At 66.5% G+C, this 15,472-nt stretch carries 17 protein-coding genes; 1 reads left to right on the top strand and 16 read right to left on the bottom strand.

Translation table 11 applies throughout. The features are described from left to right. Positions 1–2: 2 nt before the first annotated feature. From TSH64_RS09400 to crcB, 3 genes are read right to left on the bottom strand one after another with little or no spacing between them, the layout of a single operon-like run. Positions 3–689 (bottom strand): HAD-IA family hydrolase, encoded by a 687-nt coding sequence (locus tag TSH64_RS09400; RefSeq protein WP_109096514.1) that lies wholly within the window; start codon positions 687–689, stop codon positions 3–5. After that, positions 689–1,756 (bottom strand): RluA family pseudouridine synthase, encoded by a 1,068-nt coding sequence (locus TSH64_RS09395; protein WP_109096513.1) that lies wholly within the window; start codon positions 1,754–1,756, stop codon positions 689–691. The genes TSH64_RS09400 and TSH64_RS09395 overlap by 1 nt, the downstream gene beginning before the upstream one ends. Further along, positions 1,756–2,157: a fluoride efflux transporter CrcB gene (gene crcB, locus TSH64_RS09390; RefSeq protein WP_109096512.1), complete on the bottom strand. Its 402-nt coding sequence runs from the start codon at positions 2,155–2,157 to the stop codon at positions 1,756–1,758. The genes TSH64_RS09395 and crcB overlap by 1 nt, the downstream gene beginning before the upstream one ends. A gap of 109 nt (positions 2,158–2,266) precedes the next feature. Between crcB and TSH64_RS09385 the strand changes: the two genes are divergently transcribed. Next, complete coding sequence (locus TSH64_RS09385) at positions 2,267–2,830, top strand: cysteine hydrolase family protein (protein ID WP_109096511.1); 564 nt, start codon at positions 2,267–2,269, stop codon at positions 2,828–2,830. Positions 2,831–2,838: 8 nt separating this feature from the next. On the opposite strand, the gene TSH64_RS09380 is transcribed toward TSH64_RS09385, so the two are convergent. From TSH64_RS09380 to nuoN, 13 genes are all read right to left on the bottom strand, one after another. Next, a complete protein-coding gene (locus tag TSH64_RS09380) occupies positions 2,839–3,696 on the bottom strand; it encodes a dienelactone hydrolase family protein (RefSeq protein ID WP_109096510.1) in 858 nt (285 codons plus the stop codon). 120 nt (positions 3,697–3,816) lie between these two features. Beyond that, the gene (locus TSH64_RS09375) at positions 3,817–4,557 is read right to left on the bottom strand and encodes an ABC transporter ATP-binding protein (protein ID WP_109096509.1); all 741 of its coding nucleotides are present in this window, start codon (positions 4,555–4,557) and stop codon (positions 3,817–3,819) included. Next, on the bottom strand, positions 4,550–5,797 hold the full coding sequence (locus tag TSH64_RS09370; protein ID WP_109096508.1) for a lipoprotein-releasing ABC transporter permease subunit: 1,248 nt from the start codon (positions 5,795–5,797) through the stop codon (positions 4,550–4,552). Before TSH64_RS09370 ends, TSH64_RS09375 begins: the two co-directional genes overlap by 8 nt. A 135-nt stretch (positions 5,798–5,932) precedes the next feature. After that, positions 5,933–7,246 carry a proline--tRNA ligase gene (proS, locus tag TSH64_RS09365; protein WP_109096507.1) on the bottom strand — a complete coding sequence of 438 codons (1,314 nt, stop codon included), beginning with the start codon at positions 7,244–7,246 and terminating at the stop codon, positions 5,933–5,935. A 156-nt stretch (positions 7,247–7,402) separates the two neighbouring features. Next, complete coding sequence (locus tag TSH64_RS09360) at positions 7,403–7,867, bottom strand: hypothetical protein (RefSeq protein WP_247872829.1); 465 nt, start codon at positions 7,865–7,867, stop codon at positions 7,403–7,405. A 29-nt stretch (positions 7,868–7,896) separates the two neighbouring features. Next, on the bottom strand, positions 7,897–8,799 hold the full coding sequence (locus tag TSH64_RS09355; protein WP_109096505.1) for a hypothetical protein: 903 nt from the start codon (positions 8,797–8,799) through the stop codon (positions 7,897–7,899). A 489-nt stretch (positions 8,800–9,288) separates the two neighbouring features. Then, a complete protein-coding gene (locus TSH64_RS09350) occupies positions 9,289–9,864 on the bottom strand; it encodes a DNA-3-methyladenine glycosylase I (RefSeq protein WP_109096504.1) in 576 nt (191 codons plus the stop codon). 21 nt (positions 9,865–9,885) lie between these two features. Then, positions 9,886–10,140: a DUF1467 family protein gene (locus tag TSH64_RS09345; RefSeq protein WP_109096503.1), complete on the bottom strand. Its 255-nt coding sequence runs from the start codon at positions 10,138–10,140 to the stop codon at positions 9,886–9,888. Between the two features lie 56 nt (positions 10,141–10,196). Continuing rightward, positions 10,197–10,601, bottom strand: a complete 405-nt coding sequence (gene mce / locus TSH64_RS09340) for a methylmalonyl-CoA epimerase (RefSeq protein WP_098739376.1) — start codon at positions 10,599–10,601, stop codon at positions 10,197–10,199. Positions 10,602–10,670: 69 nt separating this feature from the next. Beyond that, positions 10,671–12,386 (bottom strand): ribonuclease J, encoded by a 1,716-nt coding sequence (locus tag TSH64_RS09335; protein WP_109096502.1) that lies wholly within the window; start codon positions 12,384–12,386, stop codon positions 10,671–10,673. Further along, a complete protein-coding gene (locus tag TSH64_RS09330; RefSeq protein ID WP_109096501.1) occupies positions 12,383–13,156 on the bottom strand; it encodes a type III pantothenate kinase in 774 nt (257 codons plus the stop codon). Before TSH64_RS09330 ends, TSH64_RS09335 begins: the two co-directional genes overlap by 4 nt. A 46-nt stretch (positions 13,157–13,202) precedes the next feature. Continuing rightward, positions 13,203–14,000, bottom strand: coding sequence for a biotin--[acetyl-CoA-carboxylase] ligase (locus tag TSH64_RS09325; protein ID WP_109096500.1), 798 nt, complete (start codon positions 13,998–14,000; stop codon positions 13,203–13,205). A gap of 10 nt (positions 14,001–14,010) precedes the next feature. Beyond that, the gene (nuoN, locus tag TSH64_RS09320; protein WP_109096499.1) at positions 14,011–15,459 is read right to left on the bottom strand and encodes an NADH-quinone oxidoreductase subunit NuoN; all 1,449 of its coding nucleotides are present in this window, start codon (positions 15,457–15,459) and stop codon (positions 14,011–14,013) included. Positions 15,460–15,472 lie beyond the last annotated feature (13 nt).

The raw sequence follows: 15,472 nt of genomic DNA, 5'->3' as shown, positions 1-15,472 counted from the left end.
GCTTACCCTTCCAAAAGCTCCAGCACTGCGGTGGCGACGTCGCGCCCGCGGTGGACAATACGGTCGGCCCCGGCCCGCTCCAGTTCCGGCACCGCGTGATAGCCCCAGGAGACGCCGACCGACCGCACCCGCGCGTTGCGGGCCATCTGAATGTCGTAGGTAGTGTCGCCGATCACAACCGTCGCCGCTTCCTCCGCACCGGTCTCCGCCAGCGCCCGCTGCACCATGTGCGGGTTGGGCTTGCCGGGACCGACATCGGCGGTCTGCAAGGTGACAAAGCGCCCGGTCAGCCCATGGCCCTTCAACACCGCATCCAGCCCGCGCCGTGACTTGCCGGTTGCCACCCCCAGCAGCACCCCGGCCTCCTCCAGCGCCGCCAGCGTGTCGACGATGCCAGGGAATAGCGGCTCGTCCACCTCGCCGCGGCTGCGGGCGCTGGAAAAGGCGCGCTTGTAGCTTTCCGCCACCGCGACATGCAGGTCGGCATCCCGCTGCGGCAGCAGCAGGGCCACCGCCTCCACCAGCGACAGCCCGACCATGCGGCGGACATCCGCCGGCTCGGGCTCGCCCAGCCCATGCTCGGCCCAGGCGCGGGTCATGGCGTCGATGATCGCGAACTGGCTGTCGACCAGCGTGCCGTCGCAATCGAAGAGGGCGAGGCGCAGCGGCGGCTTCCCCTGCGGAGCCATCACTCGAAATCCTCGAACGGGTCGTCGCGCAGGTTGGGGCTGAAGCCGAAATACTTCCAGGTCGCCAGCATGTGGTCGGGCAACGGCGCCGTCACGTCGATGGTCTTGCCGCCGCGCGGATGCGGCAGGATCAGCCGGCGGGCATGCAGGTGCAGCTTCTTCGCCACCTCGGCTCCGCCGGCCAGGAAGGCGCCCTGCCCGGCATATTTGCCGTCGCCCAGGATCGGCGTGCCGACGGCGGCCATGTGGACGCGCAGCTGGTGGGTGCGGCCGGTCAGCGGCCACATGGCGACGAAGGCCGCCTGCTTGCCGACATTCTCCTGCACCGAATAGACGGTAAGGGCGCGCTTGCCCTCTTCCTTGTTCTCCGCCACCCGCTCGCCATGCGGGCCGCCTTCCTTGGCCAGCGCCAGATCGATCTTGCCCTGGTAGGGCGTCGGCACGCCGACGGTGACGGCCCAGTAAATCTTGCGCACAGCACTGCCGCGGAACAGCTCGGTCAGCTTGCTGGCGGCGAAGGTGGTGCGGGCCAGCAGCAGGACGCCGGAGGTGTCCTTGTCCAGCCGGTGGACCAGTTTCGGCCGCTCGTTGCCGTCGAAGCGCAGGGCGTCGAGCATGGCGTCGAGATGTTTGGAGGTGCCGGTGCCGCCCTGCACCGCCAGACCGGGCGGCTTGTTGATGGCGATCACGTCGGCGTCGCGGTAGAGCACCAGCGCCTGCAACTCGGCGATCTGCTTGTCCGACATGCCCTTGGGCTTGCTGCTTCCCTGACCCGGCCCCCTGACCGGTGCGGCCCAGGCGGCCAGCGGCGGGATGCGCACGCCCTGCTTAGCCGCCAGCCGTGTCGACGTCTCCGCCCGCTTGCCGTCAACGCGGACCTGACCGGTGCGCAGCAACTTCTGCAGATAGCTGTGGTTCACGTCGGGGAAATGGCGCTTGAACCAGCGGTCGAGCCGCATGTCGGCCTCGTCGGCCGTCACGATGCGGGTTTCGACCTTGCTGTCGCCCTTGGCTTCGGTCGACGCGGTATCGGCGTTATCGGCAGTGGGCTTGGGAGAGTCAGTCATCAGAGGGACACCGAAACAAGAGAACGCACGGCCCACAGGCCGGCAAAGAAGCCCACCACGCTGAACAGCGTCGAGGCGAGGAAGTATCCCGCCGCCGCGGCAAGCTCGTCACGGGCGACGAGGACACCGATGTCCAGCGTGAAGGAGGAGAATGTGGTGAAGCCGCCCAGCACGCCCACCAGAAGGAAGGCGCGCAGTTCTGGCGACGGCGACCATGTCAGCGCCGCAAGTTCCGACAGCACCCCCATCACCGTACAGCCGATCACGTTGACGATGATCGTCCCCACCGGAAAGCGGGTTCCGATCCATTGCGCAATCGTGAGCAGCATCAGGTAACGCGCCACCGAACCGGCGGCACCGCCGACGGCGACGGCGAGCAAGGACAGGGGGGATGCGAGCACGGCGCCTCCGGCTGAGCGCTGGGAAAGGGAAACGGGAGTGGAGCGCCGGATTAGAGCCAGAAACCGGCGGACTTGTCACGCGATGGACAATCGCGGCAGGATCGCAGGCATGGAAAAGCTTCCCTCCAACGCCGCATTGCTGGTCATCGACCTGCAAAAGGCCATCGACGATCCGCGCTGGGCCCTGACCGGTCCACGCAACAACCCGCAGGCGGAGGCCAACGTCGCGGCATTGCTGGCCGCGTGGCGGCGGGACGGACGGCCCATCGTCCATATCCGCCACGATTCGGTGGAGCCGGACTCCGGCTACCGCCCCGGCGGTCCCGGCCATGACTTCAAGGAAGAGGCGCGGCCATTGCCCGGCGAGACCGTGATCGGCAAGCGGGTGAACAGCGCCTTCATCGGCACCGGGCTCGATGAGTGGCTGCGCGGCTGCGGCATCGCCACGCTGGTGGTGACCGGCGTCATCACCAACAACAGCGTCGAGGCGACGGTGCGGATGGCCGGCAACCTCGGCTACGACGTGCGCTTGGTGGCCGACGCCTGCTTCACCTTCGCCAGGAAGGACAGGTCGGGGAGGCTGCGGACCGCCGACGAGGTCCACGACCTGTCGCTCGCCAACATGGACGGCGAATATGCGACGGTCGTGGATACGGCGGCGGTCTTGGGCTGACGGCCGCCTTACGCCAGCTTCGCCTTGAGGAATTCCACCGTCCGCTTCCAGGCCAGCTCGGCGGCGTCCTTGTTGTAGCGCTCGGCCGACGTGTCGTTGTGGAAGGCGTGGTTGACGCCGTCATAGACGTAGATCTGGTGTTCGACATGCGCCTTCTTCAGCGCCTCGTCGTACGCGGGAATGCCGGCGTTGATGCGTTCGTCCAGCCCGGCATAGTGCAGCAGCAGCGGCGACTTGACCGTGGTGACCAGCGCCGGGTCGGGGGTCGGGCCGTAGAAGGCGACGCCGGCCTTCAGGTCAGGCGCCTTGATCGCCAGCCGGTTGACCATGCCGCCGCCCCAGCAGAAGCCGACCGCCCCGACCTTGGCCGAGGAATAGCGATAGGCCATCAGGTAGCTCATCGCCGCAATCAGGTTGTTGACCGTCTTGTCGGTGTCGAGCTGGCCGATCATGTCGCGCGCCTTGTCGGCATCCTGCGGCGTGCCGCCCAGCGGCGACAGCAGGTCCGGGGCAAACGCCACGAAGCCTTCGGTGGCGAGGCGGCGGGTGACGTCCTCGACATAGGCGTTCAGGCCGCGGTTCTCATGGATGACGACCACCGCCGGAGCCTTGTCCGCCAGCTTCGGCCGGGCGATATAGCCGGACACGTCGCCGGTCGCCCCCTGGAAGGACACCTTTTCCGCCGCCAGACGGGTGTCGTCCTCGCCGACCACGGCGGCACGAGCATAGTTTGGCTCGATGGCCGACAGGATGGCCGGAATGGCCGCCGCACTGCCGGCCAGCGCCGCAAGCCGTTCCAGGAACACCCGGCGCGGCAGCGGCGCGTGGGTGTATTCGTCGTAAAGGTCGATGATCCGCTGGTCCATCCCCGATGCCCCTGTTTTGCCTCGTGCCGCAGCTCAGCCGGTGCGGTCGCGCATGAGAGTGGTGGCGACGCACCGGCTTGGCAACCGGGAGACGGATCCGCTTTCGGCCTATGACGCCGGTTACGAGGCTTCCGATGCCACCTCGGTCAGCGGCACCAGCTCCGACGGCTGGTATTCCACCAGAAGGCCGTCGCGCATCTCCAGCACCCGGTCCATGCGGCGGGCAAGGTCCAGATTGTGGGTGGCGACCAGGGCACCGACCTTGGCCTGCCTGACGATGGCCGACAGCATGGTGAAGACATGCTCCGCCGTGTGCGGGTCGAGGTTGCCGGTCGGCTCGTCGGCGATCAGCAGCGACGGGGCGTTGGCCAGCGCGCGGGCGATGGCGACGCGCTGCTGCTCGCCGCCCGACAGGCGGGCCGGACGGTGGGTGCCGCGCTGCTCCAGCCCGACCATGCGCAGAAGCTCGTCGGCACGCTGCCGGGCGACCGACTTCGACACGCCGGCGATCATCTGCGGCAGGACGATGTTCTCCCGAGCCGAGAATTCCGGCAGCAGATGGTGGAACTGGTAGACGAAGCCGATGGAGCGGCGGCGCACCTCGGTCCGCTTGCCGTCGTCCAGATTGGACACATCGGTGCCTGCGATCCGCACCGTGCCGCCGGTGGGCCGTTCCAGCAGGCCGGCGATGTGCAGCAGCGTCGATTTGCCGGCCCCCGACGGGCCGACCAGCGCCACCAGTTCCCCGGCGCCGACGGTCAGGTCGACCCCGCGCAGCACCTCCAGCGTCTCGCCCGCCTGTTCAAAGCGGCGGACGATTCCCTTCAGTTCCAGCATCGGCTGCATGACGGCGTCACTCATAGCGCAGGGCCTCCACCGGGTCGAGCCGGGCGGCGCGCCAGGACGGGTAGATGGTGGCGGCGAAGGACAGCCCCAAAGCCATCAACGTCACCTGGGTCACCTCGCTCCAGTCGATCTTGGCCGGCAGATGGGACAGGAAATAGATTTCGGCATTGAACAGGTTGGTGCCGGTCAGCCCCTGGATGACCTGCCGGATGCTCTCGATGTTCAGCGCGAAGGACACGCCCAGTGCCAGCCCCAGCAGCGTCCCCGTGACGCCGACGCTGGCGCCCGACAGGAAGAAGATGCGCATGATCATGCCGCGCGTCGCCCCCATCGTACGCAGGATCGCGATGTCGCGCCCCTTGTCCTTAACCAGCATGATCAGACTGGAGATGATGTTGAAGGCCGCCACCATGATGATCAGCGACAGGATCAGGAACATCACGTTGCGCTCAACCTGGAGTGCGGTGAAGAAGCTGGCGTTCGACTGCTGCCAGTCGACCACCCTGCCCTCTCCTGCCACCACCGACTGGACGGCGGACCGGGCCGCGGCGATCTGCATCGGGTCGCTGACGAAGACCTCCAGCGAGGTCACGGCGTCGCCGGTGCGGAAGAAGGCCTGCGCCTCCTCCAGCGGCAGGAAGATGAAGCTGTTGTCGTATTCGAACATGCCGACGTCGAAGATCGCGCCGATGGGATAGCTGCGCATCCTCGGCACGGTGCCAAAGGCGGTGACGTTTCCCTGCGGTGCGATCAGCGTGATCTGGTCACCGACCGACAGGCCCAGCCGCTGTGCCATGCGCACGCCGATGGCGACGCGATCCTCGCCGAACTCGTCGACCGAGCCGCGGATGACGTTGTTGGCAAGCGTCGGCCGCACCTTGAAGTCTTCCGCCCGCACGCCGCGGATGACGGCGCCGGATGCGACGCCGCGCACCGACACCAGCGCCTGCCCCTCGACCGTCGGGGTGACGTTGACCACGCCCGGCGTGTTGCGCAGCTTGCCGGCCAGGATGTCGAAGTCCGGCAGCGGCCCGCCCCGCGAGCTGTAGACGTTCAAATGCCCGTTGAGGCCGAGCACCCGGCCCAGCAGCTCCGCCCGGAAGCCGTTCATCACCGCCATCACGATGATGAGCGTCGCCACGCCGAGCGCGATGCCCAGCAGCGAGAACCCCGCGATGACCGAGATGAACCCTTCCTGGCGGCGCGCCCGAAGGTAACGCATCGCGACCATGCGTTCGAAGGCATTGAAGATCATGAGGCGGGGGTCCTGTGGCGGGGCCTGAAACAGGCGGAAGCGATGCCCTACATAAGAACGTGAGCGTGGCGGGAAAAGGGCAAAGCCCGGACCGCCGACTTTGTCGGTCCGGGCTTCCTCTTCGGGTTAAGCCAATCAGCCCAGCAGCTTTGCCAGCGCCGCCTCGACCGGCAGTTCTTCCTTCTCGCCGGTGGCGCGGCGCTTCAGCTCGACGACACCGTTCTTCAGGCCGCGCGGCCCGACGACCAGTTGCCAGGGAACGCCGATCAGATCCATGTCGGCGAACTTGGCGCCGGGACGCTCGTCGCGGTCGTCATAGGCGACCTCCAGACCGGCCGCTTCCAGCTTCGCATACAGCTCGGCGCAGACACGGTCGGTCTCGGCGTCGCCGGACTTCAGGTTGATCAGGCCGACGTTGAATGGGGCGACGGCGTCCGGCCAGATGATGCCGTTGTCGTCGTGGCTGGCCTCGATGATCGCCCCCATCAGGCGCGACACGCCGATACCGTAGCTGCCCATCTCCACCGGGATCGACTCGCCGTTCGGACCAGCGACCACCGCGTTCATCGGCTTGGAATATTTGGTGCCGAAGTTGAAGATGTGGCCGACCTCGATGCCGCGGGCCGACACCAGATCGGCCTCCGGGACCGGGCTGTTGGCCGGGTCGTGCTTCTCGTCGGTCGCCGCATAGATCGAGGTGATGCGGTCGAAGAAGGGCTGCAGGTCGTCCTCCATGCCGGGGGCGTCCTGCAGCACGTCCAGGTTCATCCAGTCCTTGTGGCAGAAGACGCCGCTCTCGCCGGTCTCGGCCAGGATGATGAACTCATGGCTCAGGTCGCCGCCGATGGGGCCGGTGTCTGCGCGCATCGGGATGGCCTTCAACCCGATGCGGGCGAAGGTGCGCAGGTAAGCCAGAAACATCTTCTGGTAGGAGCGGCGGGCGCCGGCCGCGTCGATGTCGAAGGAATAGGCATCCTTCATCAGGAATTCGCGTCCGCGCATCACGCCGAAGCGCGGGCGGATCTCGTCACGGAACTTCCACTGGATGTGGTAGAGGTTCAGCGGCAACTGGCGGTAGCTCTTGACGAAGGAGCGGAAGATGTCGGTGATCATCTCCTCGTTCGTCGGACCGAACAGCATCTCGCGGTCGTGGCGGTCGGTGATGCGCAGCATCTCCTTGCCGTAATCGTCGTAGCGGCCGCTTTCGCGCCACAGGTCGGCCGACTGAATGGTCGGCATCAGCAGTTCCTGCGCACCGGCGGCGTCCTGCTCCTCGCGGACGATCTGCTCGATCTTGCGCAGCACCCGATAGCCCAGCGGCAGCCAGGCATAGATGCCGGCGCTGGTCTGGCGGATCATCCCGGCCCGCAGCATCAGGCGGTGCGAGACGATCTGCGCCTCGGTCGGGGTCTCCTTGAGGGTCGGCATGAAGAAGCTGGACAGCCGCATGGCTCTGCTCTCGTGTGCGAGGTGTTCGACAAGGCCGACGCGCCCGCTGCTTCGCAACGAAAGAGCGGACACGGACGGCGGGTGAGCGACTTTAGGAAGGTCGCCCTCACTTGTCCACTGTAAGCCCCCCGCCGGCAGTCCCGCCTGCCTCTCTCCCTACCGGGTGCGGCAATAGGCGTAGAGGCGTTCCTCGGCACCCGGATCGATCGGCTGGCCGTTCAGATAGAGCCGGTCGCCGACGACGCTGAGCCAGACCGCGGTGATGTCGTTGGGCAGATGGGGCACCGACGGCAGGGCGATCCCCATCCGCCGGGCAAGATCGACCGACAGCGGCAGATCGATGGGAATCTGCGGTTGCGCACCGGCACTCCCCGGCAGATCGGCCGGCGCCACCGCCCGGCCATTGACATCGACGCCCGGCCGATATTCGACGTCAGCGGCCGGCACATGGCGGGTCAGACGCTGGCACAGCGACAGGTCGATCACCGGCCGGTCGCCAGCCGGCCTGTTGCGGGCCGCATCGGGCGTCAGCGGAATCGGACCGGGAAGCGGTTGCGGCGACTGCGCCGGGGCTGGAACCGGGGCCAGGGACAGCAGCAGGGCCGCCAGCCCGGCGCGCAACGGCCGGCATATAAGGGCTCCGCGCGGGATCACAGCGTGTGCCGTTCGGCCACCGGGGCCGGATTGCGCATGGCCTTCCAGTAGATCGACAGGTAGGGCATTCCTTTTTCCGCCTCCTCCTGGGTTCGTGCCGACTGGCGGATGTATTTGCCGATGAACGGCTTGTTCACATGTTCCAGATCGATCGCCGCCTTCAGCACCAGGAACTCGCCGATCTTGTCCGGCAGATTGTAATGCCATTTCTGCAAACAGTCGGAGGTCACACCCGGCTTCGCCTGTTCGGGCTCGGGCAGATAAAACTCCTGGTGGTGGTATTGCGAGATTTCCTTCCACGCCTGCGCCACACGGCCCGGCTTCAGGCGCGGCAGCGCCTTCAGGATGCGGACATCGTCATGGAACAGGGGCAGGAAGCCGCGCTTTTCCGCCAGTTCGGTCAGCATCGTGTGAAGACCGGCCATCACGCCGCCCTCCGCACCGCCGCCGCCGCCGTCGCTGCCCGTCTTTTCCTCCCGCCTTCGGCCGAACAGGGCGCTGAAAAAGCCCTTCTTCGGCTTTGACTGGCTGCTGTTGCCGCCATCCTGCCCGATCTTGCGCTCGTCCCACAGCGAGTCCCAGGCAAATTCCCAGGCCGTGAAGATGGCGTTGGAGCGGTCGTCGAGAACGGTCAGCAGATACTCCCGCCCTTCCCGCGCCCAGTCGACGTCGCCGACGATGGCGCGCACCGGACGGCGGCTGAGCACGACCGGCAGAATCCCGACGCGCACCAGTTCCTGATAGAATTCGACAAAGGACGGAGTCTGGATGAAGGGCAAGACCGAGCATGGCTGTTGCTCAGGCGCCAGCAGCTCCATGCTTTTCTTGGTGCGCTCCAACAGTTCGGCTGCCACAACCGCCGCGAACTGATTGAACCGTTCGTTTTCATTCGCGGCCATCGGCGCCTCGACTGTCGTCCCTTTCCTGCCGCCCGCCGGAGCGGGCAAAGGTCCAGCTGGATAAGCGAGCAAAGCGGAAAGCCCCCGGACGGCACAGCCCCCCGGTGGCGATCTGAAAACCCGGCTGAGCGCCCGCACTGGGGAACCCCCGCCACAGGAACTAAGCCGAGCAACGCTACCAAGTAAACCGTTAACGTTTTCTGGACCATCGGCGGAAATTTTCTGTCCCCGCCGCACCGCCCGGTTCCAACCCGCATCGAATGGAAAAGAAAAGGCCGCGCGGCGAATGCGGCGCGGCCTATCGAGTTTAGGGAGGAATCGCCACCAGGCGTCGGAAAGGGGGGAATATCCCCCTCGTCACCATAAAAGAGTGGACCCGAGCCGCGATCATGGCAAGCCTAAAACAGAGGCAGAACCCCCTCCTGCACAAAATACTTGCATTTTTGCCCAGCCTTTCAGCGTTTGCCGAGGTTCTGTGCGTACATTTGCTTATTCCTTGGGCTGATAACCACTGTAACCGGCGTCCACTGCGGCTTTCCATGGTGGATTTAGCCCGAGCACCACAGTTTGCACCGGACAGTCGGCCTGATGGGCACCCGGCAGGTACCCCAGGCTCATCAGGAACTCCCCGACGATCTCGCCGCCGGTGAAGCGGAAAGTGCGGCCGAACAACTTCACCCATTCCGCCTTGGACAGCGGATGATGGGCACGCAGCCAGCCGTCGAAGGATCCGTGGGTTTCCCGCAGTGCGACGATGCGCCGGGCATTGTCGATCACCGCATCCACCTTCAGGCGGTTGCGGATGATCCCGGCATCGGCCAGCAGCCGCACCCGCTCCGCCTCGCCATAGGCGGCGACCCGGTCGATGTCGAACCCGTCGAAGGCGGCACGGAAAGCGTCCCGCTTCTTCAGGATGGTCAGCCAGGACAGGCCGGCCTGGTTGATCTCCAGCACCAGACGCTCGAACAGCACCCGGTCATCGCTGCTGGGAAAGCCGTATTCGCCGTCGTGGTAGGGACCGTGGTGGGGATGGCCGGGTGCGGCCGCGCAATAGGTCAGGCTCACCCGCCCTGCTCCTCTGTGTCGTCAGAACATGTCCCGCGCCATGTCGCGGAAGGAAACGATGCCGGATCGCTCGACGCCGAAGATCACCAGCCACACCAGCAGAGCGACCAGCGACGTGATGATGAATTTGCGCAGTATGCGCGGCTCGACCGGTGCGGAGGAGGCCATGCCGGGTTCCGGCGTCTCCGGGGTCCTGACGCCCCAGGGCAGCACCGCGAACAGCACCACCCACCACACGACGATGTAGACGAAGGCCGCAGTCACCCAGTTGTCCATCGCCCTCTCCGCATTTCAGTCGATCAAGCCCGCAGCTGGCCCCTGGCCGGCCAGGATCAGGCCTGTTCCAACTCCACCAGCGTCCCGCAGAAATCCTTCGGATGCAGGAACAGCACCGGCTTGTCATGGGCGCCGATCTTCGGCTCGCCGTCACCCAGCACGCGGGCTCCCTGCTCCTTCATCCGGTCGCGGGCGGCCAGGATGTCCTCCACCTCGTAGCAGATGTGGTGGATGCCGCCGGACGGATTCTTTTCCAGGAATCCGGCAATCGGCGATTTCTCCCCGAAGGGATGCAGCAGCTCGATCTTGGTGTTGGGCAGAGTGACGAAGACGACGGTGACGCCGTGCGGTGGCAGGTCCACCGGCTGAGACACCGCGGCGCCCAGCGTATCGCGGTAGAGCGCGGTCGCCGCCGGCAGGTCCGGAACGACGATGGCGACGTGGTTGAGCTTCCCGATCATGCGTGTCCTCTCGATGGCTGTCCCTGGCCCGTTAGCGGGCTCTGATAAGCCTGTTATACCGTGTTTCACTCAGACGCGGACCAGGTGGACCTCCGTCACCGGCTTCTTGCCGTGGGACGCATTGAAGCAGCGGCGCACGGCAATCCGTGCCGCCTCCTTCACCTGGGCGTCGTCGGCCCGCGCCGATTTGGGCAGCAGCGCCACCGACTCGCGCACCGCATCGACCACGTCCAGCAGCAGGTCGCGGTCGGTCGCCTCGTCGATCAGCCCCATCACCGCCACCTGCGGCGCGGTCATCAGTTCGCCCGTCGCGCTCATCACCAGCGTCACCACGGCGGCACCGTTGTTCACCATCCGGTTGCGCGCCCGCATCATGCCGGTGTCGAGCGGCACCAGACGCTTGCCGTCGACCGCCATGCGACCGGCCCGGACATGGGCCACCACACGAGCGCCCTCCGGCCCGTCCAGGCGGAGGATCTCGCCATTGGCAGGCACGATGTTGTGGGCGACCTGGCAATCCTCCGCCAAGGCGGCGTGCGCCTGCTGGTGGCGCTGCTCGCCATGGACCGGCACGGCGATGCTCGGGCGCACCCACTGGTACATGCGCACCAGCTCGTCCCGCGCCGGGTGGCCGGACACATGGACCGGCGCCTCGTCCGCCGTCACCAGCTCCACGCCCTGGGTGACGAGCTGGTTCTGCATGCGGCCGATGGCGCGCTCGTTGCCCGGAATCTCGCGCGAGGAGAAGATCACCACGTCGCCGCGCGACAGCGTCACCTGCGGATGGTCGTTGGCGGCGATGCGGGCAAGGGCGGAGCGCGGCTCGCCCTGGCTGCCGGTGCAGATCAGCACCAGCTTTTCCCGCGGCAGATAGCTGGCGTCATGCTCCGACAGGAATTTCGGGACGTCCGCCAGATAGCCGGTGGCCCGCGCCGCTTCGTTGATGCGCCACAGCGACCGGCCGACCAGCGCAACATGGCGGTCATGCGCGGCGGCGGCGGCGGCGATGCTCTCCAGCCGCGCCACGTTGGTGGCGAAGCAGCTGACGGCGATGCGGCGGTCGCGGTAGCGGCCGAACAGCTCCATCAGCGCGGCACGGACGGTCGCCTCCGAACCGGACGCGCCGGGCACCAGCGCGTTGGTGCTGTCGCCGACCAGCGCCAGCACCCCCTCGTCGCCGATGGCGCGCAGCCGTTCCTCATCCGCCGTCTCGCCGACCAGCGGATCGGGATCGAGCTTCCAGTCGCCGGTGTGCAGGATGGTCCCGGCGGACGTGCGGATGGCGAGCGCGTTCGGCTCCGGGATCGAATGCGTCATGGTGACAAATTCGACGGAGAAGGGACCGACCCCCACCGTACCGCCCAGCGGGATCTCGTGGATCGGCACCGTGCTGCTCAGGCCCTTCTCATGCAGCTTGGCGCGCAGGAAGGCCGCGGTGAAGGGCGTGCAATAGACGGGGCAGCGCAACTCCGGCCACAGATACTGGACGGCGCCCAGATGATCCTCATGCGCGTGGGTCAGCACGAGCCCAACCAGATCGTTGCGCCGCGCCGCGATGAAGGCCGGATCGGGCATGATGACGTCGAGCCCGGGCATGGTGTCGTCGGCGAAGGAGATGCCGAGATCCACCATCAGCCATTTACCCTGATGGCAGTAGAGGTTGAGGTTCATCCCGATCTCGCCGGAACCGCCGAGCGGGAGGAAATACAATGCGCCATCCTCCGGAACGAAGGTGTCCGCCGGGGCTTCGGACGTTCCGGCGGCGGTCTTGGAGGATTGTGTCATTGGACCGTGTTGCGCTTGTGGATCAGGAGGAGACCGCGGAGCGTCAGCTCGTTGTCGGTGTGTTCGATGACATGGGTGGCCTTGGCGAAAAGAACAGCCAATCCGCCGGTGGCGACCACCCGCATCGGCTCGCCGTACTCCGCCCGGATGCGGGAGACCAGCCCTTCGATCAGGCCGACATAGCCCCAGAAGATGCCGGACTGCATGCAGGCGATGGTGTTCCTGCCGATCACCTGGGCCGGCGGCTGGATTTCGACGCGCGGCAGCTTGGAGGCCGCCATCTGCAGCGCCTCCAGCGACAGGTTCAGCCCCGGCGCGATCACGCCGCCGCGGTAATTGCCCTCCGCATCCACCACGTCGAAGGTGGTCGCCGTGCCGAAATCGATGACGATCAGCGGCGTCTTGTAGGTCGCGGCAGCCGCCACCGTGTTCACGAGCCGGTCGGCACCGACCTCCTCCGGCCGGTCGACCAAGGCCTTGGCCCCCAGATCGACGCCGGGTTGGCCGACGATCACCGGCTCGCAGCCGAAATGGTCCTTGCACAGCCGCTTCAGATTAAAGGTGGCGCCGGGCACCACGCTGGCGATGATCGCGCCATGGATGTCGACCGGCTTCAGCCCCTTCAGCGCCATCAGGTGGGTCAGCCACACCATGTATTCGTCGGAAGTGCGCTTGGGATCCGTCGCCGTGCGCCAGATGCCGCGCTGGCGGTCGCCGTCATAGATGGCGAACACCACATTCGTGTTTCCGGCGTCAATCGCGAGCAGCATGGCAAAGTCCTGAAGGCGGTGAGCGTTTGAAATCGGTGATGAACGATCAAGGGTCGGTGTGTGGCGGCGCAAAGAACACGTCGCCGGCAGCGATCCGCTGGCGCGGTCCGCCGTCCGTTGGATCAAGCAACAGAACGCCGTCGCTGTCCAGATCGGCGAAGGTGCCGGGGATCGTCCGATCGGCCAGCCTGACCAGGATCGGCCCGCCCAACCCCTTGCCCCGCGACATCCATGCATCGCGCACGGGACCGAAACCATGGACACGCCAGCGGCCGTACCAAGCCGCCAGATGCTCCGCATAGACCTCCAGCAGCGCGCCGGGGCCCATCGGCGGGGCGCCTTCGGCTATCAGGGAGGTCGCACCGTAATCGGCTGTGGGGGGAAAATGCCGCAGGTTGATGCCAACACCCAGCACCACCCAGGCGACCTTGCCGTCCGGCGCCGGCTCCGACTCGAGAAGGATGCCGGACAGCTTGCGGTCATGCACCAGCACGTCGTTCGGCCATTTGCAGCGGACGCCGCCGGGATCGGGCAGCACCGCTTCGGCGGTTTCGGCAATGGCGAGCGCGGCGACGAAGGAAACCTGGGCGGCTTCCGCGGGAGGCAGGCCGGGACGCAGGATGGTCGTGCTGTAGAGGTTGCCTTCCGGGGAGGTCCAGGCCCGGCCCCGGCGGCCTCGACCGCTCTCCTGCCGGCGGGCCCAGACGATTGTGCCTTCCGGTGCCCCGGAACGCGACAAGGCCTTCGCCTCGTCGTTCGTGCTGCCGACGGAGTCGAAGGCCTTGATCTGGAAGCCCGGAGGCAGGCGCAGACGCGCCGCCTCCGCTTCGAGCGATACCGTCATCGGTCGGATATTACCCGGCGAACAGGGCCGCCGCGGCAGCCGCCGCACCGTTCAGGATCGGCGCCGGAGCGACGAAGAACAGCAGGGTGAACAGGCTGGTCAGCACCAGGACGCCGGTCATGCCGTCGTCATCGACCTTGTCGACCACCACCGCGGGCTCATCGAAATACATGATCTTGATGATGCGCAGATAGTAGAAGGCACCGACGACGCTGGTCAGCACACCGACCACGGCCAGCGTGTATTCCTGGGCGGCCACGGCCGCCAGGAAGACGTAGAGCTTACCGAAGAAACCGGCCATCGGCGGGATGCCGGCCATGGAGAACATGAAGATCGCCATGGTGGCGGCCAGCATCGGGTTGGTCTTGGACAGGCCGGAGAAGTCCTTGATCTCCTCCAGCATCTGGCCCTTGGCCTTCATGCTGAGGATGACGGCGAAGGCACCGATGTTCATGGCGATGTAGAGCGCCATATAGATCAGCACGCCGCGCACGCCGTCCTGCGTGCCGGTGGTCAGGCCGACCAGCGCGTAGCCGACATGGCCGATGGAGCTGTAGGCCATCAGGCGCTTGATGTTGGTCTGCATGATGGCGACGAAGGAGCCGATCACCATCGACAGGATGGCGGTCGCCACCAGAACCTGATGCCATTGGGCGGCGAGATGGCCGAACGGCTCCATCACCACGCGGGTCAGCAGGGCGATGGCCGCAACCTTCGGCGCCGCCGCGAAGAAGGCGGTCACCGGGGTCGGCGCACCCTCATACACGTCCGGCGTCCACATGTGGAACGGAGCGGCCGAGACCTTGAAGGCCAGACCGGCCATCACGAACACCAGACCGATCACCAGGCCCGGCGAAACATGGGCGCCGCCGGCGAACAGGGCGGCCACCTTGTCGAAGGAGGTCGTGCCGGCGAAGCCGTAGACCAGCGAAGCGCCGTACAGCAGCATGCCCGAGGAGAGCGAGCCGAGGACGAAGTACTTCAGGCCGGCCTCCGACGACTTGGCGCTGTCGCGGCGGAAGGCGGCGATGACGTAGAGCGCCAGGCTCTGCGTCTCCAGCCCGACATACAGCGAGATGAAGTCGTTGGCCGAGATCATCATCAGCATGCCGAGCGTGGCGAAGATCATCAGCACCGGGAACTCGAAGCGGGCCATCTGCTCCCGCTCGTTGAAGCCCAGCCCGAGGATCACCGCGAAGGCCGCGGAGACCAGCACCAGCACCTTCATGAAGACGCCGAAGGCATCCATCACGAACATGCCGTTGAAGGTGACGACGCGGCCGCTGCCATAGCCCATCGCCAGGATGGCGGCGAGCAGCATGCAGACGATCGACAGGTAGGAGACGGGACGGGTGAAGCCGTCACCGCGGAACACGCCCAGCATCAGCAGGGCAACGCCCGAGAGAGCCAGGAAGATCTCCGGCAGGGCCGGCCAGATGTCGGGAAACACTGCGGTCATGTCGAAGAACCCC

It is taken from the genome of Azospirillum sp. TSH64, assembly GCF_003116035.1.
Lineage (GTDB): Bacteria > Pseudomonadota > Alphaproteobacteria > Azospirillales > Azospirillaceae > Azospirillum.
Note: the sequence above shows the minus strand (reverse complement) of the source record. Positions and strands in the feature narration are given on the sequence as shown.